At 31.7% G+C, this 23,863-nt stretch carries 24 protein-coding genes; 11 read left to right on the top strand and 13 right to left on the bottom strand.

The genetic code is table 11. The features are described 5' to 3' along the window. Positions 1-99: 99 nt before the first annotated feature. Positions 100-360: a 50S ribosomal protein L27 gene (gene rpmA, locus ACY2IJ_RS10180; RefSeq protein ID WP_073118150.1), complete on the bottom strand. Its 261-nt coding sequence runs from the start codon at positions 358-360 to the stop codon at positions 100-102. A 56-nt stretch (positions 361-416) separates the two neighbouring features. Further along, on the bottom strand, positions 417-728 hold the full coding sequence (gene rplU / locus ACY2IJ_RS10185) for a 50S ribosomal protein L21 (RefSeq protein WP_073118151.1): 312 nt from the start codon (positions 726-728) through the stop codon (positions 417-419). 264 nt (positions 729-992) lie between these two features. On the opposite strand from rplU, the gene ACY2IJ_RS10190 reads away from it, so the two are divergent. Continuing rightward, entirely contained in the window at positions 993-1,496 is a 504-nt protein-coding gene (locus ACY2IJ_RS10190) for a heavy-metal-associated domain-containing protein (protein ID WP_476724260.1), read from the top strand. An 80-nt stretch (positions 1,497-1,576) separates the two neighbouring features. After that, entirely contained in the window at positions 1,577-2,611 is a 1,035-nt protein-coding gene (locus ACY2IJ_RS10195; protein ID WP_476724261.1) for a COX15/CtaA family protein, read from the top strand. Here ACY2IJ_RS10195 and gldD read toward each other — a convergent pair. Genes gldD through mutY form a run of 4 tightly spaced genes read right to left on the bottom strand, consistent with a single transcriptional unit; the run spans position 2,608 to position 5,981 of the window. Then, positions 2,608-3,162: a gliding motility lipoprotein GldD gene (gene gldD / locus ACY2IJ_RS10200; protein WP_476724262.1), complete on the bottom strand. Its 555-nt coding sequence runs from the start codon at positions 3,160-3,162 to the stop codon at positions 2,608-2,610. The genes ACY2IJ_RS10195 and gldD overlap by 4 nt on opposite strands. A 17-nt stretch (positions 3,163-3,179) precedes the next feature. Then, positions 3,180-4,490 carry a gliding motility-associated protein GldE gene (gene gldE, locus ACY2IJ_RS10205; protein ID WP_476724263.1) on the bottom strand — a complete coding sequence of 437 codons (1,311 nt, stop codon included), beginning with the start codon at positions 4,488-4,490 and terminating at the stop codon, positions 3,180-3,182. Between the two features lie 11 nt (positions 4,491-4,501). Continuing rightward, positions 4,502-4,909, bottom strand: a complete 408-nt coding sequence (locus ACY2IJ_RS10210; protein WP_476724264.1) for a single-stranded DNA-binding protein — start codon at positions 4,907-4,909, stop codon at positions 4,502-4,504. A gap of 37 nt (positions 4,910-4,946) precedes the next feature. Then, positions 4,947-5,981 (bottom strand): A/G-specific adenine glycosylase, encoded by a 1,035-nt coding sequence (gene mutY, locus ACY2IJ_RS10215; protein ID WP_476724265.1) that lies wholly within the window; start codon positions 5,979-5,981, stop codon positions 4,947-4,949. A gap of 135 nt (positions 5,982-6,116) precedes the next feature. Here mutY and ACY2IJ_RS10220 point away from each other — a divergent pair, with 135 nt between their 5' ends. Continuing rightward, entirely contained in the window at positions 6,117-6,407 is a 291-nt protein-coding gene (locus ACY2IJ_RS10220; RefSeq protein WP_010136136.1) for an HU family DNA-binding protein, read from the top strand. A gap of 290 nt (positions 6,408-6,697) precedes the next feature. Further along, positions 6,698-8,227 (top strand): Rne/Rng family ribonuclease, encoded by a 1,530-nt coding sequence (locus ACY2IJ_RS10225; protein ID WP_476724266.1) that lies wholly within the window; start codon positions 6,698-6,700, stop codon positions 8,225-8,227. Positions 8,228-8,291: 64 nt separating this feature from the next. On the opposite strand, the gene ACY2IJ_RS10230 is transcribed toward ACY2IJ_RS10225, so the two are convergent. Together ACY2IJ_RS10230 and uvrC are read right to left on the bottom strand one after the other, a co-directional pair. Next, the gene (locus tag ACY2IJ_RS10230; RefSeq protein WP_476724267.1) at positions 8,292-10,514 is read right to left on the bottom strand and encodes a patatin-like phospholipase family protein; all 2,223 of its coding nucleotides are present in this window, start codon (positions 10,512-10,514) and stop codon (positions 8,292-8,294) included. Positions 10,515-10,526: 12 nt separating this feature from the next. Continuing rightward, positions 10,527-12,320: an excinuclease ABC subunit UvrC gene (gene uvrC, locus ACY2IJ_RS10235; protein WP_476724268.1), complete on the bottom strand. Its 1,794-nt coding sequence runs from the start codon at positions 12,318-12,320 to the stop codon at positions 10,527-10,529. A 368-nt stretch (positions 12,321-12,688) separates the two neighbouring features. Here uvrC and tyrS point away from each other — a divergent pair, with 368 nt between their 5' ends. Then, entirely contained in the window at positions 12,689-13,987 is a 1,299-nt protein-coding gene (gene tyrS / locus ACY2IJ_RS10240; RefSeq protein WP_476724269.1) for a tyrosine--tRNA ligase, read from the top strand. Positions 13,988-14,074: 87 nt separating this feature from the next. Here tyrS and ACY2IJ_RS10245 read toward each other — a convergent pair whose 3' ends face one another. The 3 genes from ACY2IJ_RS10245 to ACY2IJ_RS10255 all read right to left on the bottom strand — a co-directional run bounded on the left by ACY2IJ_RS10245 (position 14,075) and on the right by ACY2IJ_RS10255 (position 16,921). After that, positions 14,075-15,364 (bottom strand): hypothetical protein, encoded by a 1,290-nt coding sequence (locus tag ACY2IJ_RS10245; protein WP_476724270.1) that lies wholly within the window; start codon positions 15,362-15,364, stop codon positions 14,075-14,077. Positions 15,365-15,448: 84 nt separating this feature from the next. Next, entirely contained in the window at positions 15,449-15,889 is a 441-nt protein-coding gene (locus ACY2IJ_RS10250) for a YHS domain-containing (seleno)protein (protein ID WP_476724271.1), read from the bottom strand. A 57-nt stretch (positions 15,890-15,946) separates the two neighbouring features. Beyond that, a complete protein-coding gene (locus ACY2IJ_RS10255; RefSeq protein WP_476724272.1) occupies positions 15,947-16,921 on the bottom strand; it encodes a long-chain-fatty-acid--protein ligase in 975 nt (324 codons plus the stop codon). A gap of 82 nt (positions 16,922-17,003) precedes the next feature. Here ACY2IJ_RS10255 and ACY2IJ_RS10260 point away from each other — a divergent pair, with 82 nt between their 5' ends. Further along, positions 17,004-17,888 carry a septum formation inhibitor Maf gene (locus ACY2IJ_RS10260; RefSeq protein ID WP_476724273.1) on the top strand — a complete coding sequence of 295 codons (885 nt, stop codon included), beginning with the start codon at positions 17,004-17,006 and terminating at the stop codon, positions 17,886-17,888. A gap of 252 nt (positions 17,889-18,140) precedes the next feature. Here the strand turns inward: ACY2IJ_RS10260 and ACY2IJ_RS10265 are convergent, their stop codons facing one another. Further along, positions 18,141-18,779 (bottom strand): ribonuclease H1 domain-containing protein, encoded by a 639-nt coding sequence (locus tag ACY2IJ_RS10265; RefSeq protein WP_476724274.1) that lies wholly within the window; start codon positions 18,777-18,779, stop codon positions 18,141-18,143. 6 nt (positions 18,780-18,785) lie between these two features. Beyond that, positions 18,786-19,349 (bottom strand): phosphoribosylglycinamide formyltransferase, encoded by a 564-nt coding sequence (purN, locus tag ACY2IJ_RS10270; protein ID WP_476724275.1) that lies wholly within the window; start codon positions 19,347-19,349, stop codon positions 18,786-18,788. A 180-nt stretch (positions 19,350-19,529) separates the two neighbouring features. Here purN and ACY2IJ_RS10275 point away from each other — a divergent pair, with 180 nt between their 5' ends. The 5 genes from ACY2IJ_RS10275 (at position 19,530) to pyk (ending at position 23,820) form a co-directional block, all read left to right on the top strand. After that, positions 19,530-19,763: an acyl carrier protein gene (locus ACY2IJ_RS10275; RefSeq protein WP_068828135.1), complete on the top strand. Its 234-nt coding sequence runs from the start codon at positions 19,530-19,532 to the stop codon at positions 19,761-19,763. 18 nt (positions 19,764-19,781) lie between these two features. Further along, complete coding sequence (gene fabF / locus ACY2IJ_RS10280; RefSeq protein WP_476724276.1) at positions 19,782-21,035, top strand: beta-ketoacyl-ACP synthase II; 1,254 nt, start codon at positions 19,782-19,784, stop codon at positions 21,033-21,035. 5 nt (positions 21,036-21,040) lie between these two features. Further along, positions 21,041-21,781: a ribonuclease III gene (gene rnc, locus ACY2IJ_RS10285; protein ID WP_476724277.1), complete on the top strand. Its 741-nt coding sequence runs from the start codon at positions 21,041-21,043 to the stop codon at positions 21,779-21,781. 92 nt (positions 21,782-21,873) lie between these two features. Beyond that, complete coding sequence (locus tag ACY2IJ_RS10290) at positions 21,874-22,359, top strand: IPExxxVDY family protein (RefSeq protein WP_476724278.1); 486 nt, start codon at positions 21,874-21,876, stop codon at positions 22,357-22,359. 3 nt (positions 22,360-22,362) lie between these two features. Beyond that, complete coding sequence (gene pyk, locus ACY2IJ_RS10295) at positions 22,363-23,820, top strand: pyruvate kinase (RefSeq protein ID WP_476724279.1); 1,458 nt, start codon at positions 22,363-22,365, stop codon at positions 23,818-23,820. The last annotated feature ends 43 nt before the right edge of the window (positions 23,821-23,863 follow it).

The raw sequence follows: 23,863 nt of genomic DNA on the forward strand, positions 1-23,863 counted from the left end.
TATTTTAGCTAGACTTTTTTTGCTTAAAAATGATATATAATAAAAAAGGCAAATTCAGTTACTGAATTTGCCTTTTTTATAAGATAATCTTTGTTTTTATTAAGCCTCAACAGGAATAATAGAAACATAAGATTTGTTGTTTCTTTTCTTTTGGAATTCAACAATTCCATCAACTTTTGCGTGTAAAGTATGATCTTTTCCCATGTAAACGTTTTCACCTGGATTGTGAGTAGTACCTCTTTGACGTACTAAAATGTTTCCAGCCAAAGCAGCTTGTCCACCAAAAATCTTTACACCTAATCGTTTCGATTCTGATTCTCTACCGTTTTTCGAACTTCCGACACCTTTCTTATGAGCCATAATATTGTGTTTTTAAGGTTATTTTTCTTTATTAATTTAAATTAGACAGTTTCAGATTAAGCGTTAATTGCTTCAATTTGAATTTCCGTTAAATATTGACGGTGTCCATTTTTCTTTTTGTAACCCTTTCTTCTTTTCTTTTTGAAAACGATTACCTTATCACCTTTTAAGTGACCTAAAACTTTAGCTTTCACTGAAGCTCCTTCTATAGCTGGGGCGCCAATAGTAACATCACCATTGTTGTCTACTAATAAAACGTTGTCAAAAGAAACAGAATCTCCTTCTTCGTTTTGTAAACGGTGCACGTATACTTTTTGGTCTTGCGCTACTTTAAACTGCTGCCCTGCTATCTCTACAATTGCGTACATACTTAAATAATTTAAAATGCTTGTTAATAAAATGGATGCAAATATACATATTATTTTTCAACAATTCTAAACTGTAAAAAGTTTTTTTGATTATTTATTTGCTTGATACTAATGTGATTAGTGTGTTTCTTTTTTGTTTTAAACTTGTTGAAAACTAAATGAACTCCCTCTTAAGAGAATGAAAAGTTGATTTTACTCAATGAACCAAGTTTAGTTTTGTAGTATTTCTTTTGTACATTTGAAGTGAAATTTAAAGAATAAGTTATGAGAGTTTTAAAGGTTTTATTTGCTGTATTTCTAACTGTCAATATTGTTGGATGCAAACCATCGTCTGAAAAGAAAAATATTCCAGAGGCTGTAAATTTACCAGCTAAATTGTTAACAACAAGTATTGATATAGAGGGAATGACTTGTGAAATAGGTTGTGCTAAAATTATAGAATCTAAAGTTTCTAAAATAGATGGGGTAACAGAGTCTAAAGTAAGTTTTGAAGATAAAAAAGGAGTTTTTGTTTATGACTCAAATAAAACATCAAAAGAAGAAATTATAAGTACTATTAATGGCTTGGTTGATGGTGAAACTTACAAAGGAAGAGAGTCAAAAGAACATTCTTGTGAACCTGGGTGTGAAAAGCCATGTTGTAAAGTTGCAGAAGGGACTACCGATTCTAAAACTTGTGCAGATACATGTAAACATAAGAAAGGAGAGGTTTGTAATAATGCGGACAAAGAAAATTGTAAAAAGTCTTGTTGTGCAACTAAGAAATAATTCAAATAATAAAGAATAAATTAAAGCTACTCTTGTGAGTAGCTTTTTTTGTATAATTTTGTTAGCAAATACTAAATATTATGAATAAAGCACTCCTTAAAACCATTAATATAGCTATTGTATCTGTTTATTTAATTTTCCTTGCAGGTTCAGTTGTTAGAATGACAGGTTCTGGAATGGGGTGTCCAGATTGGCCAAAATGTTTTGGTTATTACATTCCTCCTACTTCTCAAGATCAGATAGAGTGGAAGGCGGATACGAGTTTTAAAAAAGGAGTAATTATTATTCATAATGAGGCTTTGTATGTAGCTAAAAAGAACTTTACAACAAGTAAAGCATTTAAGCTTGAAAATTGGGAAGCATACACAAAGCATGAGTATGCAGAATTTAATGTATATCACACTTATACAGAGTATGTAAATAGGCTGAGTTCTGTACTTGCTGGCTTTGTTTTCTTAGTGCTTTTATGGAAGGTTACTTTTGATAAAAACAAAACAAGAGGTGTGGCCTTGCTAACTTATTTGGCTTTTGCAGGTATGCTTTTTGAAGCTTGGTTGGGTAAGGTAGTTGTAGATAGTTTTTTAACACCATACATAATAACCATTCATATGATTGGAGGGTTATTTATTATAGGTCTTTTATTAAGAGCAAAATTTTTAATAAGCTCTAAAAACTTATCTTTTGTGTACAAATACAACCAAACATTTCATTGGCTTTTATTTGCGCTGTTGTTAATGATGGTAATTCAAATTTTGTTAGGAACACAAGTAAGACAATATGTTGATGAACAAATTAAGGAGTATGGTTTTGGAGAAAAAGAGTATCGATTGTTAAATCCAAGTTTTAAGTTTTATTTTCACAGATCATTTACTATAATTATTGTTTTAATAAGTTCTTTTTTATTCTGGTTAAATAAAAAGTATGCTTTGGGTTACAAACAAGTAAAATGGATTTTAGCTTTTTTATTTTTTGAAGCCTTTACAGGAATATTAATGTATTACATACATTTTCCTTTTGGTACACAAGCTATTCACTTATTGTCTGGAGCTCTGTTGTTTGGGGTTTTAATGTACAGTCTTTTTGTGTCTTATAGACTAAAAAGATTTGATTCTTAATTTGTCCAAGTTAAAGTTTCAATTATTTTTTGAATGTCTTTTTTTACATAATCCACAGCTGGTAAAATAGAATCGTAATTAGGTTTTGTATTAAAATACAAAGATCCGCTTATAAAATGTTTGATGGAGTCTGTAGCTTGAAATTGTATAGGGGAAGCTGCATTTCCTGAAACTTGAAACAAACGAGCATATACTTTTTTTTGGGGGTTTTCAAAAGGATATACCTCAATATGATCTGCTATTAATGTGTGTTTGTAGGTAAGTTTCTCTGCATCGGACACTAACTGAGTTAAATTGTTGTTTACTTTTTGATAAGTAATGTTGATTTCTGCCTTTAATTTAGGGTAGTATATGTTTGACCAATTTCTGTTTTCAATAGTAAAAACAGCGTTTTTTGAAATACGAAAATTAAAAGGTAGGTTGGGAGAAATATTTTTGTAATTAGGTGATGGGTAGTTTAATTTTAGAAACGCATTTGGTTTTGGAGTGGGAGTGTTTTGGCAAGAGATGCAAGCTATAAAAACGGAGATAAGCGTTAAAAAATATTTCATGCAGTTTTTAATTGTTTTTAAAGAATAGCAACCTTTATTTGTTTTATCCTTTTTCTTTCAATGGCCTCTACGGTAAAAATTAAATTTTGATAGTTTACTTTTTCAAATTTACGAGGAAATTTTCCAGATAATTCTAGAATTAATCCTGCTAAAGTTTCAGATTCACCTTTGTCTTTTTCAAATAAAACTTCATCTAGTTCTAATACTTTACAAAAATCTTTTAGATTAATTTTTCCATCAAAAACGTAGTTGTTATCGTCTATTTTAGAGTAAGATAAGTCGTCGTCATCAAATTCATCGCTAATATCTCCTACAATTTCTTCAATAACATCTTCTAAGGTTACCAAACCGCTGGTTCCACCATATTCATCAACAACAATGGCTAAATGATTTTTTCTTTCTTGAAAATCGATTAATAAATCATCTAATTTTTTGTTTTCTGGAATAAAAAATGGTTCTCTAACTAGAGGTAGCCAGTTAAACGTTTTTTTGTGCAAATGTGGAAGCAAATCCTTGGCATAAATTACACCAATAATTTCATCAATATTATTGTCGTATACAGGGTTTCTAGAAAATCCTTTTTCTGTAATAATTTCTAAAAGTTCTGTAAATGTTGTTCGTTTGGAAATGGCACAAATATCCATTCTAGGATTCATAATTTGTACAGTTTCAGTGTTTCCAAAATTTACAATTCCTTCTAAAATATTTTTTTGTTCTGCTGTAGTGTCTTGCTCGTTGGTAAGTTCTAGTGCCTGAGACAAATCATCTACAGAAAAATTACTTTTACCACTTCTTAATTGTTTTTCTATAAGGTTAGATAGTGCTGTTAAGGGTCCGCTTATGAACACAAATATTTTTCCAATAATTACTAATACTGGGCTCATTAAAAGCGCAAAACTTTTGGCATTTCTATTGGCATAAATTTTTGGTAATACTTCTCCAAAAATTAGAATAATAAATGTAATTAGAATAACCTCTATAAAAAACCTGATGTTTAGGGTAAAGTAATATAGGTTTAAATTGAGGGTTAAGTTTCTAAAAAACACATCGCCCAAAGAGGCAAAAAGTAGTACTATTAAAATGTTTATAGCATTGTTTGCAACCAAAATATTAGCTAATAATCTTTTGGGTCTATTGATAAGTTGAATGGTTTTTTTTGAATTGCTGGTTCCAGAGGCTTCTATTTCATCAAGTTCTGATTTGGTAAGTGAGAAAAAGGCAACTTCTGATCCAGAAATTAAAGCAGAGCTTATTAATAGTCCTATTGTGAATAGGCAATTAATAATTGTGTCTAATTGTAGTCCGGTATCGTGTATGGGCTCAGGCAATGTTTTGTAGATTAAAATGGTAAATCGTCAATAATTCCGTTAGGATTCTGTTTTTCAGAATTAGAATTTTGTGTTTTGTTTTCTGATTTGGGCGATAAAAAAGTCATTTCTTGAACGTGAATTTCATGGGTTGTTTTTTTAACACCCTCTAATTCCCATTCTCTTGATTTTATTTTTCCTTCACAATAAACTTTATCTCCCTTTGTTAAATGTTTTTCACATATTTCTGCAAGTTTGTTTCTTACAACAATATTGTGCCACTCGGTAGTGGTTGTTTTTTCGCCTGTACTTTTGTTTGTATATGTTTCGTTGGTTGCTAAAGGGAATCTAGCAACGCAACCTCCACCATCAAAGTAGTGCGTTTTAACGTTGTCTCCTAAGTAACCAATAAGCATAACTTTATTAAGTGTACCTGCCATATTTTGTGTTCATTGTTTTATCAAAAATAATGAAAATTTATTTGGTTTTGTAGCTATCTAAAAAATTGTGTATCAGTTTAGGAACTGCAAAATTATCAATATCTTTCCAGTTAACACGGTGGTTTGGGTCTATGTTATTGATTTCTACAATCCAGAATTGAGTAAATAAATGCTGATGAGATAGCTTGTGTATCCATGGTTGTGGATTAAAAAGCCTAATGGAAGAAAAATTTTGCTTGTTTAATGTTTCATGATTTGCGAGTTCTTTTTGGTTTACAATTTTATCAAACTCAACTAAAGGAAATTGATATAAGTTTTTCCAAATTCCATTACCCGTTCTTTTTTCAAGTATGGTTTGCGACCCATCATCAAAAACAATAAAATTTAAATATCGGTTTTTAATTTTTATCTTTTTTTCTTTCACAGGTAACGTGTTAATCTTGTCTTTTGCTTTGGCTAAACAAGCATTGGCTAAAGGACATTCTGTGCAAATTGGATTTTGAGGTTTGCACACCATAGAGCCAAAATCCATAATAGCTTGGTTGTATTCTTTAGGGTTTGCATTTTTGATTAATTCTTGTGCTAGTTCTTTAAAATATTTAATTCCTTTAGAGGAATTGATGGGGATATCAATATTAAAGTAACGAGACAGTACTCTATAAACATTTCCATCAACCACTGCTGTTTTTTCGTTAAAACAAATAGATGCAATGGCAGATGCAGTATAATCTCCTACACCTTTTAGCTTGATGATTTCTTTATAAGTTGTAGGGAATTTTCCATCAAGTTCATTACAAATGTATTTTGCAGAAAAATGTAAGTTTCTAGCTCTAGAGTAATAACCTAAGCCTTGCCAGTCTTTTAAAACATCATCTTCATTGGCATTTGCCAAATCTTTTACGGTAGGATAGTGTTTTGTAAACGTATTGTAATAAGCTGTTCCTTGTTGAATTCTTGTTTGTTGTAAAATAATTTCTGAGAGCCAAATAAAGTAAGGGTTTGATGATTTTCTCCAAGGTAGTTCTCGTTTGTTATTTAAATACCACGTTTCCAGTATTTTATAAAATTCCATATATTTGTGCTTAGGAATGCAAACTTACAGAAAACTTCCATTAAAATTTGATGGTTAATCTTTTTAGAATTAATTAATTATCCTATCTTTGCATCCTCAATTTTTTTCTAGAATAATATTAAAAAGTAATAAGAAATGACGAAAGCGGATTTAGTAACGACAATTGCAGATAAATCAGGAATTGAAAAAGCTGATGTTTTAGCAACTGTTGAGGCGTTTATGGATGAAGTGAAAAATGCTTTAGAAAACGGTGACAATGTTTACTTAAGAGGATTTGGAAGTTTTGTAATCAAAACAAGAGCTGAAAAAACAGGAAGAAACATTTCTAAGAATACAACAATTAAAATTCCAGCACATAACATACCAGCATTTAAACCTGCTAAAACGTTTACTGAAGGAGTTAAAGCAAAAGTAGAAGTAAAGTAATTTACTACAAAAATAGATTATTAACTATCTCCAAAAGGAGACTTTAAAATTATACATTATGCCAAGCGGTAAAAAAAGAAAAAGAGCTAAGATCTCTACGCACAAACGTAAAAAAAGATCAAGAGCTAACAGACATAAGAAAAAGTAAGTTTTTATAACTTACTTTTTCTTGTTTTTTATGGTTTCGTAAAAACCATAACACGTTCATTGACATTTAAGACAATAGTCTTAATTATCAATATACTTATTTTTAATCATGTTGCCTAGTGTAACATTTAAAACAAATCAGGATGAAATTAGAATTAATAATTCGTTCAAATTCTTCTGATATTGATTTTGCATTACTTAGAGATGGTAGATTAATTGAGTTAAATAATGAATCTAACGATAATAAAATATCGGTAGGTGATATATTTTTAGCCAAAGCAGGGAAGGTGTTAAAAGGACTAAATGCTACTTTTGTAAACGTAGGTTACGAAAAAGATGGCTTTTTACACTATCATGATTTAGGAGCTCAAGTAAATTCTCTAAATAGTTTTTTAAAGAAAGTAAGTACAGGTAATTACAAAGATTTTACGTTAAGCAAATTTCAATTTGAAAAAGATATTGACAAAGGAGGTACAATTGACAAGGTGTTAAAACCAAAGCAAAATATTCTCGTTCAAATTGTGAAAGAACCTATATCTACCAAAGGACCACGAATTAGTTCTGAGTTGTCCATAGCAGGTAGGTATTTAGTATTAGTGCCGTTTTCTAACAGAGTTTCTGTTTCTCAAAAGATTGAAGATCCAAAAGAAAAAGAAAGACTTAAGAAATTGGCAAAAAGCATCAAGCCTAAAGGGTTTGGACTAATTCTGCGCACAGTTGCACAGGGAAAAAAAGTTGCAGAATTAGATAAAGATTTACAAAACTCATTACAACGATGGGTAGACATGTGTGAACGTATTCCCAATACAAACACACCTACTAAAGTTTTAAGCGAGTTAAACAGAGCATCTTCTATTTTAAGAGATGTTTTAAATGATTCTTTTACAGATATTGTTGTTGACGACGAACAGTTAGCAACAGAAATAAGAGATTACATTGAAGAGATAGATCCTGGAAAAGTGAATATTGTTAAAAATTATGACGGTAACACTCCAATATTTGAAAAATACGGAATTGAAAGGCAGATTAAATCTGCATTTGGAGAAACCGTGTCAATGAGTAAAGGTGCTTATTTGGTAATAGAACATACCGAAGCATTGCATGTTATTGATGTCAATAGCGGAAACAGATCTAACAAAGCCAATACACAACAAGACACTGCGCTTGAAGTAAACTTAATTGCAGCAACGGAAATTGCACGCCAATTGCGATTAAGAGATATGGGTGGAATTATAGTTGTCGATTTTATTGATATGAATACCAATGAAAATAGACAAAAGCTGTATGAACATCTTAAAAATGAAATGGCTACCGATAGAACCAAACACAAAATTTTACCTCCAAGTAAGTTTGGTTTAGTGCAAATTACTCGTCAACGTGTTCGTCCAGAAACGAATATCAAAACACGAGAACCTAATCCGAATAAAAACGGAGAAGTAGAAGCACCCATAGTGCTTGTTAGTAAGATAGATTTCGAACTAAGAAAAATCTTATCAACAAAAAAGCGTAACGAAAAAATCTTTTTACATGTACATCCTTTTGTAGCTGCTTACTTAAGAAGAAAATTATGTTCTCAGCAGAGAACATGGTTTAAAGAGCACAAAAAATGGATAAAAATAGTACCAAGAGATGCTTATATGTATTTGCAATATAAGTTTTCTTTTAAAAAGTAAAATCATATCAATAAAGCCCAATTAGTTAATCTAATTGGGCTTTTTTTGTTTTATAAAATTGTTTTTAAAACCAAAAACCAGCACTAAAATAGATAGCGTTGAATTTATTTTCTGGAGACCAAGTGTATCTAATGTCAAAAGGACCTAAAAAGGTGTCGGAACTTAAGCCAATAGCATATCCTGTATTGGCATTGGTAAAAAAGGGTTTGTGTTCTAGAAACTCTAGCACATCATCGGTAATTAATGCGTAGTTGGCTACAAAGTCAACATAGTTTTTTTTGTAAAATCTATAGCGTAAAGAACCCGTAGTTTTTAAAAAGGAGTTCCCTTCTAGTTCTGAAAAACTGTATCCGTAAAACGGAACAAAATTGTTAATAAAGTTGTTACCATAACCTCCTAAAGAATAGTTAAAGTTGTCTAATTGTTTTGCGGATATACTAATTGCACCATCACCTTGTGCAAAAAAAGACAATCTATCGGAAAGGGTCCATCTACCTTCCATTAATACACGTAGTTGAGAAAAAGGACTAAAATTGTTTCCAAAATCTGAAGATGCTAAAAAGGTTCTCCAAGTTGTGTTTATTAAAATTCCTTTATTTGGAAAGCTTTTTTTGTCATAAGTATCTGCTTCAATTTTAGCTAATAAGTTAAAGTAGTGGCTATCGTCAAAAAAGGTACGATTGTCATCTTTTACAGAAGCAAAATTGTTGGTAAAAGATCTTATGTATTTATGTTCTGCTCCAATAGAAATTGCATACATGTTTTCAAAATTACCTTGAGTGTAAATGTAATTGGTAAAATCTTCGTATTCAAAGTTGATTTGATTTACACCAATAAAATTGTTGCTTTTAATGGTGGTTTCAAATTGGTTAAATCGGGTATAAATTCCGTAACCTAAAAAATGTCCGTTGTCTATAAAATAATTTACATCATATCTTGTATTATCTCCAAAGGCTAGATCTATAGAAAGAATATCGTTTCGTAATAAAAGGTGTTTATGGGTGTAATTTATTAAACCAGATAAGTGGTATAAAGGGTCGTAGTGGGCTCCTAGTTTTAGAAAGCGAGATTCGGGGTTTTCTACCAATTTAATGTCTAAATCTACAATAGAATCTTTTTCGCTAAAAGAGTATAAAATGTTTTTAAAGTTGTTAGATGTGGTTGCATAATTTATGTTTTGATTAAATTTTTGCAAACTTATTTTTTGATTTTTTTTAAAGTCTAACTTTCCTCTAATATACCTTCTAGTATAGTTTTTAACTCCAGAAATGTTGTAGCTATTAATACTATATTCTGCTAAGTTTGGATTTATTTTAGTAGGTAACTTGTATTCTTTGTTTTGTTTTTTAGCAATGGCTTTTAATTGATTTATTTGTGCTTTGGCTGCTTTGTAACCAGCATCAATAATTTGTCTTTTTCTGTTAAAGTCTACAATGCTAAAATCAGCAACATCAGGGTGTAAATAAAGATCTACTTTTTTTAATCCTGCGTATTCATCTCCATACAATTGAAAGTTGATGATTTGATCTAGTACTTTTAGCGCAGAATCTAATTTTTGCTGTTTTTTTAACCTTCCTTGTACGTCTACACCAATAATGTAATTTACTCCTTTGTTTTTCATTTGATCGGTAGGAAAATTGTTAGAAATTCCTCCATCAATTACGGTAATAGAATCAATTTGACTAGGGGTTAGTAAAGTGGGCAAAGAAGCACTAGACCTAACAGCTAAGGCTAAGGAACCAGTGTTAAGTTCTACTTGTTTTCCTGTTTCTATATTGGTTGCAATACAGTAAAAAGGAATAGGAAGTTTAGAAAAATCTGTAATATGATCTACATGATGAAAAAGTTCGCTTAACGTATTGTAGGTGCATTGTCCTTTAGAAAGTGCAATGGGTAAACCTAGTTTGAATCCTTTTATGGGGAGTGTAAGTAAATATTTTTCGTTGTTTTTTTTGTCAAAAAAAGAATTGTATTTTCTGTCAATCTTATCGGTTAACATTTTTTCAAAATCAATAGCCATAATAATAGAATCTACCTGGTGAGCTGTGTAGCCAGATGCGTATAAAGCCCCCACGGCAGCTCCCATGCTAGTTCCTCCAATATAATCTATTTGTAAGCCAGCCTCTTCAATAGCTTTTAAAACTCCAATATGAGCAAATCCTTTGGCACCACCACCACTTAAAACCAATCCTACTTTTTGTGGAATGTTTAAAGTGTCGTTTTCTTTTTGTTGACAAAAAACAACTTGGTGTAATAAAATAAAAAGGATTGCAATTTTCTTTGTCATGACGTTATAAAGTTACTCCTTTTTATGGTAAAAATTATGTAATTTTTGAGCTCTAGAATTGCCTATAACACTGGTTAATTGTTCAATGGTTGCTGATTTTATTCTTTTTACAGATTTAAAATATTGCAATAAAGCTTCTACACTTTGCTGCCCTATACCAGGAATGGTTTCCAATTCAGAATTTAGAGAGGTGTTGCTACGTCTGTTTCTGTGATGTGTAATTCCAAATCTGTGTGCTTCGTTTCTTAATTGTTGTAAGATTTTTAGCGTTTCCGATTTTTTATCTAAATACAAAGGAATAGGGTCGTCTGGAAAAAACAACTCCTCTAACCTTTTGGCAATACCAATAATGGCAATTTTATTTCGTAAGCCTAAAAGATCTAAACTTTTTAAGGCCGATGACAATTGCCCTTTTCCTCCATCAATTAAAATGAGTTGAGGCAAAGGTTGGTCTTCATCTAACAATCTTTTATAACGTCTGTAAACAGCTTCTTCCATTGATGCAAAATCATCGGGGCCTTCTACCGTTTTAATGTTAAAGTGTCTGTAATCTTTTTTGCTAGGTTTTCCGTCTTTAAAAACCACACAAGCCGCTACAGGATTGGTTCCTTGTATGTTGGAGTTGTCAAAACATTCTATATGTCTTGGTTCTACACTCAAACGCAAATCGGTTTTCATTTGAGCCATAATTCGTTTGGTGTGCCTCTCCGGGTCTACAATTTGTACTTGTTTAAATTGTTCTTGTCTGTAATATTTTGCGTTTCGTAAAGAAAGTTCTACCACGCGTAATTTATCTCCTTGTTTGGGAACGGTTACTTTTATGTTTTCTCCCACGTTAACTTTAAAAGGAACCAAAATTTCTGGACTAATGGAATTGAATCTTTCTCTTAATTCTACAATAGAAAGTTCTAGTAATTCTTTATCGCTTTCTTCTAATTTCTTTTTAATTTCTATGGTGTGAGATTGAATAATGGAACCGTTAGATATTTTAAAAAAGTTGACATAAGCTGCAGCCTCATCAGACAAAATAGAAAAAACATCTACATTGTTAATGGTAGGATTTACAATGGTAGATTTTGCTTGATAGTTAGAAAGCAAGACCATTTTTTCTTTAATTTTTTGAGCTTCTTCAAATTCCATTTTACTAGCAAAATCGTGCATCATGTTTTCAAAAGCAATCATAGAATCTTTAAAGTTTCCTTTAATAATGTTTCTAATGGCTTTTATTTGGTTCATGTATGCGGTCTCGGTTTGCAAGCCTTCGCAAGGACCTTTACACTTTTTGATGTGATAGTCTAAACAAACTTTAAACTTTCCAGTGTTGATGTTTTCTACACTTAAATCGAACATACAACTGCGAATTTGATAGAGTTCTTTGATTAAATCTAACAAAGCATAGGCCGTTTTTACATTGGTATAAGGGCCAAAGTATTCCGATCCGTCACGAATCATTCTTCGGGTAACAAAAATTCTTGGAAAACGTTCTTTTTTAATACAAATCCACGGATACGTTTTGTCGTCTTTTAACAACACATTGTATTTGGGTTTGTATTTTTTTATCAAGTTGTTTTCTAAAAGCAAAGCATCGGTTTCTGTAGCGACCACAATGTGCTTGATGTCTGCAATTTTAGAAACTAAAATTCGGGTTTTGGCATCGTCGTGTTTTTTAGAAAAGTAGCTGCTAACTCGCTTTTTTAAATTGATGGCTTTTCCTACATAAATAATAGTTCCCTCCTTGTTAAAGTATTGGTATACTCCAGGAGTTGTAGGCAGAACGGTTACTTTAAGTTTTAGGTCTTGATTCACATTGTAAATTTAAGGATTTATGGGGAGTTAAGTAGTGAAGAATTTAAAGGAGTTAAAAATGTCTCTTTCATTTTGCATTAGGGATGGAGTCTTTCGAATTCCTCAAGATAGGCTCTCTGTTTGAGCTCTTTTGTTTTGTTTATAGAATTTAAGAATATGAGTAGTTAAGAAGTTAAGGAGCTTCTGAAAATACTTAACTACTCTACTCCTTAACTCCTGAATTCTATAAACAAAACAAAAAGCGAGTAATGACAGCCCGACCCTGAACTTGTTTCAGTGAAATGCCCTAAAAACTGGATTTTGTAAATTGTTAATTGCACCTTGCTAATTGCTACTTGAAAAAGTATCTTTGCTCAAAATTTTTAAAAATGGCTTACAATTTTGTAGAGGAATTAAAGTGGAGAGGGATGATGCACGACATTATGCCCGGAACTGAAGAACAATTGGCAGAAGAAGTAACTGCAGGATATATTGGTTTTGATCCTACGGCAGATTCTTTGCATATAGGGAGTTTAATTCCAATTATTGTGTTGATGCATTTCCAAAAAGCAGGTCACAAACCGATTGCTTTAATTGGAGGGGCTACTGGTATGATTGGTGATCCATCGGGAAAATCGGCAGAGCGTAATTTGTTAGATGAAGAAGCGTTGGCTAAAAATGTGGCTGGGGTAAAAGGTCAGTTAGAGCGTTTTTTAGATTTTAATTCGGATGCAGAAAACGCAGCGGAGTTGGTGAACAACTACGATTGGATGAAAGAATTTTCTTTGATTGATTTTGTTCGTGATATTGGAAAACACTTAACGGTGAACTACATGATGGCTAAGGAATCTGTAAAAAAACGTATTACAGGTGAAGATGGTGCAGATGGAATGAGTTTTACGGAGTTTACGTATCAGTTATTTCAAGGATATGACTTTTTACATTTGTACGAAAACAAAAATTGTAAGTTACAAATGGGAGGTTCTGACCAATGGGGGAATATTACCACAGGTACAGAATTGGTAAGACGTAAAGCGCAAGGAAAAGCATATGCTATGACTTGTCCGTTAATTACCAAAGCAGATGGAACCAAGTTTGGAAAATCTGAAGGAGGAAATATTTGGTTGGACAAAAACAGAACATCGGCTTATAAGTTTTACCAATATTGGTTAAACTCATCGGATGAAGATTCTGAAAACTTTATTAAAAAGTTTACTTTTTTAACCAAAGAAGAAATAGAAACATTAATTGCAGAACATAAAGAAGCTCCACATTTGCGTTTGTTGCAAAAAAGATTGGCAGAAGAAGTTACCGTAATGGTACATTCTCAAGAAGATTTAGATAACGCTGTAAAAGCATCTTCTATTTTGTTTGGGAAATCTACTGCAGACGATTTAAAATCTTTAGACGAGCAAACGTTTTTAGATGTTTTTGATGGAGTACCACAAGCAGAATTAAGCAAAGATGAGTTAACAGAAGGATTGGATATGATTGGAGCATTGGCTGCAAAAACTAACTTCTTAAAAACAAATTCTGATGCGAGACGTGCGTTAAAAGAGAATGCAATTTCTGTAAATAAAGAAAAAATAAAAGAAGATTATAAAATTACTGCTGCAGATTTAATTGCAGGAAAATATGTATTGTTACAAAGAGGTAAAAAGAATTACTACTTGGTAAGTTTTGTTTAAAACCAATTTTCGTAATATTAAAAAAGCCTTTCACAAATTTTGTAAAAGGCTTTTTTGATTTATTTACCTCTGTGGGAAGGTGAGCTGCTATTTTTCTTCTTCAAGTAGGTCTTGATACCATTTTCTTAATTTTAAGGTAGAAGGTCTGTTGTCTAAAAACATGGCACATGCATGTGCGTTTAAACCAGATTCTGCCGAAGTTACATTTACATTTTGATCTGCTAACATTTTTTGCAACTCTTTATTTTTTTTAAGATTGTCTGTGTGGAATGTTTTTGTTCCATTTAAGTTTTGCAAACGCAGAATAGCATCATTTAATTTACTACCTCCCCATCCGTCACCATCGTAATGTTGGCACATGTGAATTCCTTTCCAAGTGTTTGCAATGGATTTATTTCTTAAACCAATAAAGCCACAAGCAATGGCTCCTCTAGAAAACCCTGTTAAAAAAACATTGTTAGGGTCTCCGTTAAATTTTTTAATAATATAATTTACAACTTTAAGGGTATAGTCTACAGTGTCTTCAGGATTTCCCCATCCGCTAGGGGCTGTTTTTCCTGTTTTGTAATTCACAAAAGGTAAACTTACCCATATGGCATTTCCTTTACTCATACCATAACCAATAGTGCAATCTTCTGGGCTTCCAGAAGAGTAGCAATTGTTTGTATAAAATTCGTTTCCTGGAAACTCCACAATTATGGGAAGCTTTTTTTTAGGTGTCCATTTTTTTGGTAGAAAAAGAGCAGAATATAATTCTGAGTTATTGTCTAGCTTGTATTTTACTCTTAGTCCTGCTGTAGGTTTTTTGAGAATCATGTCTGGCACTTCCAGTCTTCCTTTAGGCATGATTGCTTTTTTCTGAACTCCTTTGTAAGTTAAATGGCTTAGTGTAATGTTTAAATTGCTAGGAGCTTTTACAATAATAAGTTTTAGTAGAGAAATATGATTTCTGTCTATTTTAGGAGTTTCTCCATCTGGAAACATGTCTAGTAAATTACATTCTAAGGTTTTAGATTCGTTTGGTTTGATGGTAGCTTCATCAGAAACAGCATCCCAACCTCTGTTTGCTTTTACATAAAAAACAACCTTTACTTCTTTGTCTCCTTTGTTGTGAATAGTACCATTTACAAATTGAGCATTTTTTAAGTTTTCCCAACCTTTTTTTGGGGCAGTAAAAACAACTTGACTGTATTTAATTTTGTTTTTTTCTTCTTTGCTTTGAATGGAAAAAACTTGTTTTTTGTTGGTGTTTGTTATGTTTACAGATAAGTTATTTGTAAAAGAGATATCATCTGTGTTTTTTAGATGATAGATAAAACTATGCTGGCTGTAGATGTAGCTAGATATGAATAGGAAAAATAGATAAAAAGCTTTCATTGTAGATATGTTAATTTTTAGAGTTTGCTAAAAATATACAATTTAGCTAATATTTAATGAGTAGCTTTCTTAAAATAATTAAACTTATTTAAGATTCTTCCAATAAGAATCGGCTTTTTCTTTAAGTTCTTTTGGGTTTTCATCTTTCCACTTTTTTAAGGTGTTTACTCCCCATGAGTTGTAAAATAAGTAGAGTTTACCATCTCTAATTTCAAAAGTTTTAGGGTTAATGTCGTATTTGGTATTATTCGCTCCAATAGCATAAGCGCACCAACCTCCGTATTGTGGAACGTATTTTTTAGGATTCTTTTTAAAAGTTTCTAGGTGCTTTTTACTTACAAACTTAAATTTTGCTCCATTGTAAGTGGTGGTAAATTCTTTTTTACCTTCTTCTGCTATGTTTTCAAAATAAGAAACTACATCGTAACCTTCGGCAACATATCCTTTTTTAAGATTGTAATCTTTTTTTTGAGCAAAAGAAATAGAAGTGGCGAATAAAATAAGAAATAAGACAATTTGTTTCATAATAGTGGATTACCGTTATCAATATGTAGTCGAAAGAAAAGGTTGTAGATTACAAGGTTACTGTATCAATAAATTACAACCTCTAATATCGGAATTGTCAAATCTACCTAAAACATCAAAAGATTCATCAGTATAAACTTTTCCTAAATCTTGAGTGGCAATAAAAGAGCAAGAATTGTAGTTGGCCAAATCAATAACATTAATTCCTCCGCTTTTTTCGTTAGGTAATAACGATAAAGCATCTTCGGTATCACGAATTAAAATTTTCATCCAAGGAGGACAATTGAATCTTTGTAAATCGTTAAAATAGGCTTGACTTAACAATTCTGTCATTCCGTATTCTGAGTGAATAGTAGCAACCCCAAAACCCTTTTTTAGTGCTGCATGCAATTCTTCACGAATCATTTCTTTACGCTTTCCTTTCATACCACCTGTTTCCATTACAATAGTGTGTTTTAGGTTACAGGGGTGTTTTTCTATAAAATCTAGCAAAGCAAAAGAAACACCTATTAACAATGTTTTTTTCTGTTGTTCTTCTTGTTCTTGTAATTTGTTAAATAGTTCTTGATGGTTGTGTAAATAAAATCCGCTATTTGGGTTTTCAGACTTGTTGATGAGATCTTCTACCATGTAGATTAAAGAAGATCCTTTACGTTCTAAATAAGAGGGTAATAAGGCTAAAACGGTATATTCTGTAATATCTCCGTAAAATTGTTGAAACGTACTTAAATAGCTTTTTTCATATGCAGAAACATTGGTGACAAAATGTTTGCTTTGGCTTGTTCCCGTGGTTCCACTGCTAAAAAAAGTTTCTTGTATAGATTCGCTACCAGAAATAATTTGATGACTTTTAAAAAATTGTATAGGTAAAAAAGGAATGGCAGAAATAGATTTTATTTTAGAGGGTTTTATGTTTAAAAGAGCAATAAAATCTTTGTAAACCTTACAGTGTTTTGCTTGGTATTGAAAGACAACTAGTGCTTTTTCTTCAAAGTTTTGGGGTGTTATAGCTAAAAAATCAAACGCTCTCATACTCAATTATTCTGGCACAAAAATAACTAAATTAGTGGTGTAACCCATGTTAATTTGTATCGACCTACTAAAAAACACACTTATGAAAACGATTACGTATTTATTTTTATCAATGTTAGCTACAAGTTATGCTCAACAAAAGACTTATAAAACAAATGTCAATCAACAATTTAAAGAGTATTGGTATGCTGGCAAAGCAGAAATTACAAGTTATGATTTGGAGCAAGAAAGATATGGAGAGTTAAGAAAAGGACATGCAGTACATATTTTTGTAACAGAACCATTTTCTAAAAAGTACAATACCAAGGCAGATGAAAAGAGTGCGGCCAATATTAGTGTATTAAAGTTAAATGCAACTAAAAAATTCAATACAGGAATATATCCTTATTCTGTAATGACAAGTAGCTTTTTACCTATTGATGAACCTACAGCTTCGTTAAAAATAAGCTCATCAACCCAAGAATGGTGTGGGCACGAATATGTTGAGTTGGTAAATGATGATGAGTTTGAAATACATAATTTTTCTTATTTTCAGGGAGCATCTTTTAGAGGTAAAAAAATAGATAAAGAGGTAGTTCTAGAAGATGATCTTTGGTCTAAAATTAGATTAACTCCAGAGAATTTACCTAAAGGAAAATTTAAAGCATTGCCAAGTTTTGTGTATTTAAGATTTTCTCACAACAATGTAAAACCTTATCAGGCAGAGGCAACAATAACTAAAGGAAAAAACACAACAGATTATCAATTAAAGTATGTGTCTTTAAATAGAACTTTAACCATTACTTTTGAGAATGCTTTTCCGTATAAAATTTTAGGATGGACAGATACTTACCAAAGTGGGTGGGGAGCAAAACAAAAGAAATTAACCACCAAAGCAACGTTAAAGAAAACTTTAAATGTAGCGTATTGGGAAAAAAATAGCAATGCCGATTTGCATTTAAGAAAAGAGTTGGGGTTAATGGAGTAGATGTTCTAGCGGAGTCGAAAACAAATTTTGTGAATTTAAAGAAATATCATCTCGACTCCGCTCGATGACCTTTATTTATAGTTGTTTAAGTGTATGTTGAATTAAGGTGTGTTGTAATTTATAAAATCACTATCTCGATTCCGTTCGACATACCTTTTGGATTAGAGCGTAGTAGAGAACAAATTATATAATGATAGAATATCTACAAATAAAAAAGATTCTCTTGATACTATTCAAGTAATGCTAACAATTTTACTTTCGTCCAAAATCTGCAGGTATTTCACCCCAAACTTTGGTTTCCCACTTTAGTATGGGGTTTTTAAAGGTGTTTTCTTGCAACCATTTTTCACCACGCTTAATCAAATCAAACATTTTTTTATTATTAGCTGTAGGCATAATTTTAGTCCTGCATTGTTTTGCTTTTACCCAAGCAATGGCAGTTCTAGAGTCAGAATAAATAGGTAAAGTAGGTTGATTTATTTTTTGCAAATAAGCCAATCCATGTACCAAAGCTAAAAACTCTCCTATGTTGTTGGTTCCTTCTTTAAATGGACCTTGTATAAACAATTGTTGTTTGGTTTTGGTGTTTACTCCTCGGTATTCCATCAATCCAGGATTTCCACTACAAGCAGCATCTACACTTATAGAAATCAAATTAGGATTTCCTGTTTTGGCTAACAATTCTTTGTCTACAATAGGTTTTTTAGTGTCTTTACCTTTGTATTCTTCGTAGGTTTTGGTAAAAGCAATTTCAGCTTCTTCTTTAGAAGTAAAAGATTTGTATTGTGCACCTTGAAAACCATCAATTTGTTTTTTACAATCATTCCAACTGTTAAAAACGCCTTTGGTTTTTCCGTTCCACACCACATAATATTTTTTGCTTTTGGCCATATATGTTTAGCTATTAATTACTTCGTCAATAACTCTAGGAAAGTGTTTGTATTCAAGTGTATGAACTTTTTGAGCAATATCTTCAGGAGAATCAGTAGGGGTTACTTCCGTTTTTGCTTGAAAAATAATAGCTCCTTCATCGTAATTTTCGTTTACGTAATGAATGGTAATTCCTGTTTCTTTTTCTTTGTTTTCCTTTACAGCATTGTGCACATGCATTCCATACATTCCTTTTCCTCCATAATTGGGTAACAGAGCAGGGTGTATGTTGATAATTTTATTAGGAAAAGCTTCAATAATGTTTTCAGGTACTTTTAATAAAAAACCAGCAAGTACAATAAAATCGGCTTCAACTTTTAACAAGTTTAGAAGTCCATCTTGCTCTTTCATCTCTTTATTAGAGAAAACTTTGCTCTTAATTCCTAATTTTTTAGCCCTTTCAAGCACAAAAGCATCCTTTTTATTGCTTAAAAAATAGGTGATTTTAACATTTTTATGGTTAGAAAAATACAGTGCAATGTTCTCTGCATTGGAACCAGAACCGGAAGCTAATATGGCTATTTTAATCATGTTTTATTGACTTTAGAGCGATTTTTAAATCGCTTGACTTGTGTTAAGTGAGTAAAAACTTAGTACAAAGATGTGATAATTTTTTATATCTTAGTGAATATATTTTCTACAAACATTGTTCGCAGAAACAAAAGTTTTTTATTTTTGTCCCGGTTTTAAACTTAATTAAATAATAATATTATGTCAGACATTGCATCAAGAGTAAAAGCAATTATCGTTGATAAATTAGGAGTTGACGAAAACGAAGTAACTGCTGAGGCAAGCTTCACAAACGATTTAGGAGCAGATTCTTTAGATACTGTTGAATTAATTATGGAATTCGAAAAAGAATTTGATATTCAAATTCCAGACGATCAAGCTGAGAACATTGGTACAGTAGGTCAAGCAGTAAGCTTTATTGAAGCAGCAAAGTAATTAGAAAATTATCTATTTATGAAATTGAAACGAGTTGTAGTTACTGGACTTGGTGCATTGACACCAATCGGAAACAATATAGAAGAGTATTGGGATGGTTTAGTGAATGGGAAAAGCGGAGCGGCTCCTATAACACACTTTGATGCTGCCAAGTTCAAAACTCGTTTTGCATGCGAGGTAAAAAACTTTGATGTGAATGAGTTTATTCACAGAAAGGAAGCTCGTAAAATGGATAAGTTTACGCAATTTGCCATGGTGGTTGCCGATGAGGCAATCCACAATTCTAAATTAGATTTAGAAAAAGTAGACTCAGACAGAGTTGGAGTTATTTGGGGATGTGGAATAGGTGGAATTGATACTTTTGAACAAGAAGTAATTAATTTTGCAAAAGGAGATGGTACTCCAAAGTACAACCCGTTCTTTATTCCTAAAATGATTGCAGATATAGCACCAGGTCATATTTCTATGAAATATGGTTTTAGAGGTCCTAACTTTACCACAGTGTCTGCATGTGCATCTTCTGCAAATGCAATTATAGATGCTTTAAATTACATCCGTTTAGGACATGCAGATGTAATTGTAACAGGTGGCTCTGAAGCCTCTGTAACAGGAGCAGCAATGGGAGGTTTTAATGCCTTGCATGCCTTGTCTCAAAGAAATGATGATCCATCAACAGCATCTCGACCATTTGACAAAGACCGTGATGGTTTTGTAATGGGAGAAGGAGGTGGAGCTCTTATTTTAGAAGAATATGAGCATGCTGTCGCAAGAGGAGCAAAAATATATTGTGAGGTTGCTGGTGGAGGTTTGTCTGCCGATGCACATCACTTAACTGCACCACATCCGGAAGGATTAGGAGCAACAAAAGTAATGCAGAATTGTTTACAAAATGCAGGTTTAAAACCTGAAGATGTAGATGCTGTAAATATGCATGGAACATCTACACCATTAGGAGATGTTGCAGAATTAAAAGCAATTCAAAAAGTTTTTGGAGAAAATGCTTACAATGTAAACATCAATTCAACAAAATCTATGACAGGTCACTTATTAGGTGCAGCAGGAGCTATAGAAGCTATTGCATCTGTACTGGCTATGGAGCATGGAATGGTGCCACCAACTATTAACAATTTTGAATTGGATGAGAATATTGATCCTAAGTTAAACTTAACACTTAATAAAGCTCAAAAGAGAGATATTAAAGTTGCGATGAGTAATACTTTTGGATTTGGTGGACACAATGCTTGTGTATTGTTTAAAAAATTAGAAGCTTAAGACTTTTGAAGTTTTTCAAAAATATAAAGAAATCTCGTTCTACATCGGACGAGATTTTTTATGCCCAAATAAAAAAAATAATAGGTTTTGTTCCTAAAAACTTAACTCATTACAAAAGGGCCTTTACGCATACATCTGTACAGTTAAAAGATGAACAAGGAAATCCTATTAACTTTGAAAGGTTAGAGTATTTAGGAGATTCCATGTTAGGATCTATTATAGCAGCCTATCTGTTTAAAGAAGTTCCAGAAGCTAATGAAGGTTATTTAACTCAAATGCGTTCTAAAATAGTAAGTAGAGAGCATTTAAATGAATTGGGAAAAGATCTTGAATTGTTAACGTATTTAAATACTAAGATTTCAAAATCAAAAATAGGAAACAATATACACGGTAATTTATTTGAAGCTTTAATAGGAGCTATTTATTTAGATAGAGGCTACAATTATTGTGAAAAATTTATCACCAAAAAAGTAATTGTTCCTTATGTTGATATTCAAAAACTTGAAGGTAAAATAACCAGTTATAAAGGTGTGTTAATAGAATGGTCTCAGAAAAATAAACGAGACTTAAATTTTGAAGTGTACGAAGATTCAGGAAATCAAAACATAAAACATTTTAGTGTAAAACTATTTGTAGACGACAAAGTAATTTCTAAAGGTAGGGCAACATCTAAAAAGAGAGCCGAAGAAATGGCGGCTAAAAGAGCTTACTATGTGTTTCAATCTGAAATAGAAAAACTACTATAACGTTTGCGTTTTATTATCGTAAAATTTATTTTTGATTGAATACTATTAACTAATTTCGTTCCTGTATTTTTACGTATTAATACGTAGTTTTTATGGCGGCTAATTTTTTAACATTTTGTGATTTTGACGAGCAAGATTACCAGTTAATCGCTGTTCATACCGTGTTGCAAGATTATAAGTTAGCTTATTTATTAAATAATGATTTAAACTTTTCTTTCCAAAGAATAGTACCAGATTTAGATTATGTAATAGAAGGTAAAAAAGCATTCTTTTCATCATTCGAATTTCATGATCATAAAAATTTAATAGACTGGTATATCATTAAAAATAAATTCAAAGTAAAAGCTCCTAAAGGTAATTCATTAGGTTTGTTTCAAACAGAAGAATCTTTTGCAAGTTCTTATGTATATTTACAACCAGAAATTAAAGAAGCAGACTTTGTCATAAAAATACAAGGAGATGTTTTAGAGTTAAAACTAAAGCAATTTTTGCAACAAATAAATAAAATAAATGGGGTAGTTACTGCATATTCAGTAGATACTCATAAATTAAACCATAAAGAATACTTAATTTTTTAAAATATGTCACAGACTAAAAAAACCAAAATTGTAGCTACATTAGGTCCTGCCTTAACAGGTAAGAAAGAAAAGCTAAGGGAATTAATGATTTCTGGAGTAAATGTTTTCAGAATTAATTTTTCTCATGCTGATGAGGATGACGTAAAAACTAACGTTAGATTAATTAGAGAATTAAATGATGAATTAGATTTTAATGTTGCAATTTTAGCCGATTTACAAGGTCCAAAATTACGTGTAGGTGTAATGGAAGAAGGTGTTGAATTGGCTCCTGGTGATGTTTTTAATTTTACAACTGAAAAATGTGAAGGAAACCAAGAAAAGGCATTTATGACTTATCAACGTTTCCCTAAAGATGTAAAAGTTGGAGAAAAAATATTAGTAGATGACGGAAAATTAATGTTTGAAGTTACAGCTACTAATGGAGAAGATTTAGTGACAACTAAAGTATTAAGAGGAGGTCCTTTAAAATCTAAAAAAGGAGTAAACCTACCTAATACAAACATATCTTTACCTGCATTAACAGAAAAAGATATTAAAGATGCTAAGTTTGCGTTGAGTTTAAATGTAGACTGGATGGCGTTATCTTTTGTTAGAAACCCTAAAGATTTAGATGATATTCATAAATTAATTGAAGAAAATTCTGATACATCTGTTTACAGAACTAGAGTAATTTCTAAAATTGAAAAACCAGAAGCTTTAGAAAATATTGATGCAATTATTGCTAACACAGATGCTATTATGGTTGCTCGTGGAGATTTGGGTGTTGAAATTCCAATGTCTGAAGTGCCTTTAGCTCAAAAAATGTTGGTAAGAAAGTGTAAAGAAGCTAAAATTCCAGTTGTAATTGCAACTCAAATGATGGAAACAATGATTGAGAACTCTGTACCTACTCGTGCTGAGGTAAATGACGTTGCAAACTCTATTATGGATGGTGCTGATGCTGTTATGTTGTCTGGAGAAACTTCTGTAGGAGCATTTCCAAACGAAGTAATTAAAGTAATGAGACAAATTATTTTAAATGTAGAAAACTCTAGTTTAATTGAAGTTCCTAGAGAATCTCCTAAACCAGATACAGATTCTGACCGTGCAATTACCAATGCAATTTGTCATCAAGCAGCATTAGTTGCAGAAGATATTGATGCAAAAGTAATTTCTACGATTACAAACTCAGGATATACAGCACAACAAATTTCTGCATTAAGACCTAAATCACAAATTTTAGCTTTCTCTTCTGACAGAAGAACATTAGGGATGATGAATATTATGTGGGGAGTAAAAGGTAGATATTATGAGCCAAACACTCCTTTTTCTACAGATATTATTAGAGATGTTAACAATATTGCTTTTGAAAGTGGATATTTACAAGATGGAGACATTGTTGTAAACTTAACTTCTACTCCAATTATGGAAAAAGGTGATGTTAACACATTGCGTATTTCTAAAGTAGACTTAAGCAAATAAGAAATATAATTTTTATATAAAAACCCCCTGTTCTTTAAAAAGA

It is taken from the genome of Wenyingzhuangia gracilariae (assembly GCF_056387575.1).

Bases quoted from the DNA above. Each gene is read 5' to 3' on its own strand.
- gldD (WP_476724262.1), bottom strand. From the start codon at position 3,162: ATGAAATATTTTTTAACGCTTATCTCCGTTTTTATAGCTTGCATCTCT.
- ACY2IJ_RS10275 (WP_068828135.1), top strand. From the start codon at position 19,530: ATGTCAGACATTGCATCAAGAGTAAAAGCAATTATCGTTGATAAATTA.
- ACY2IJ_RS10220 (WP_010136136.1), top strand. From the start codon at position 6,117: ATGACGAAAGCGGATTTAGTAACGACAATTGCAGATAAATCAGGAATT.
- purN (WP_476724275.1), bottom strand. From the start codon at position 19,349: ATGATTAAAATAGCCATATTAGCTTCCGGTTCTGGTTCCAATGCAGAG.
- tyrS (WP_476724269.1), top strand. From the start codon at position 12,689: ATGGCTTACAATTTTGTAGAGGAATTAAAGTGGAGAGGGATGATGCAC.
- ACY2IJ_RS10190 (WP_476724260.1), top strand. From the start codon at position 993: ATGAGAGTTTTAAAGGTTTTATTTGCTGTATTTCTAACTGTCAATATT.
- ACY2IJ_RS10210 (WP_476724264.1), bottom strand. From the start codon at position 4,909: ATGGCAGGTACACTTAATAAAGTTATGCTTATTGGTTACTTAGGAGAC.
- ACY2IJ_RS10290 (WP_476724278.1), top strand. From the start codon at position 21,874: ATGGCGGCTAATTTTTTAACATTTTGTGATTTTGACGAGCAAGATTAC.
- ACY2IJ_RS10245 (WP_476724270.1), bottom strand. From the start codon at position 15,364: ATGAAAGCTTTTTATCTATTTTTCCTATTCATATCTAGCTACATCTAC.
- rplU (WP_073118151.1), bottom strand. From the start codon at position 728: ATGTACGCAATTGTAGAGATAGCAGGGCAGCAGTTTAAAGTAGCGCAA.
- pyk (WP_476724279.1), top strand. From the start codon at position 22,363: ATGTCACAGACTAAAAAAACCAAAATTGTAGCTACATTAGGTCCTGCC.
- ACY2IJ_RS10260 (WP_476724273.1), top strand. From the start codon at position 17,004: ATGAAAACGATTACGTATTTATTTTTATCAATGTTAGCTACAAGTTAT.
- ACY2IJ_RS10265 (WP_476724274.1), bottom strand. From the start codon at position 18,779: ATGGCCAAAAGCAAAAAATATTATGTGGTGTGGAACGGAAAAACCAAA.
- rpmA (WP_073118150.1), bottom strand. From the start codon at position 360: ATGGCTCATAAGAAAGGTGTCGGAAGTTCGAAAAACGGTAGAGAATCA.
- ACY2IJ_RS10255 (WP_476724272.1), bottom strand. From the start codon at position 16,921: ATGAGAGCGTTTGATTTTTTAGCTATAACACCCCAAAACTTTGAAGAA.
- ACY2IJ_RS10230 (WP_476724267.1), bottom strand. From the start codon at position 10,514: ATGACAAAGAAAATTGCAATCCTTTTTATTTTATTACACCAAGTTGTT.
- ACY2IJ_RS10195 (WP_476724261.1), top strand. From the start codon at position 1,577: ATGAATAAAGCACTCCTTAAAACCATTAATATAGCTATTGTATCTGTT.
- ACY2IJ_RS10250 (WP_476724271.1), bottom strand. From the start codon at position 15,889: ATGAAACAAATTGTCTTATTTCTTATTTTATTCGCCACTTCTATTTCT.
- fabF (WP_476724276.1), top strand. From the start codon at position 19,782: ATGAAATTGAAACGAGTTGTAGTTACTGGACTTGGTGCATTGACACCA.
- ACY2IJ_RS10225 (WP_476724266.1), top strand. From the start codon at position 6,698: ATGAAATTAGAATTAATAATTCGTTCAAATTCTTCTGATATTGATTTT.
- mutY (WP_476724265.1), bottom strand. From the start codon at position 5,981: ATGGAATTTTATAAAATACTGGAAACGTGGTATTTAAATAACAAACGA.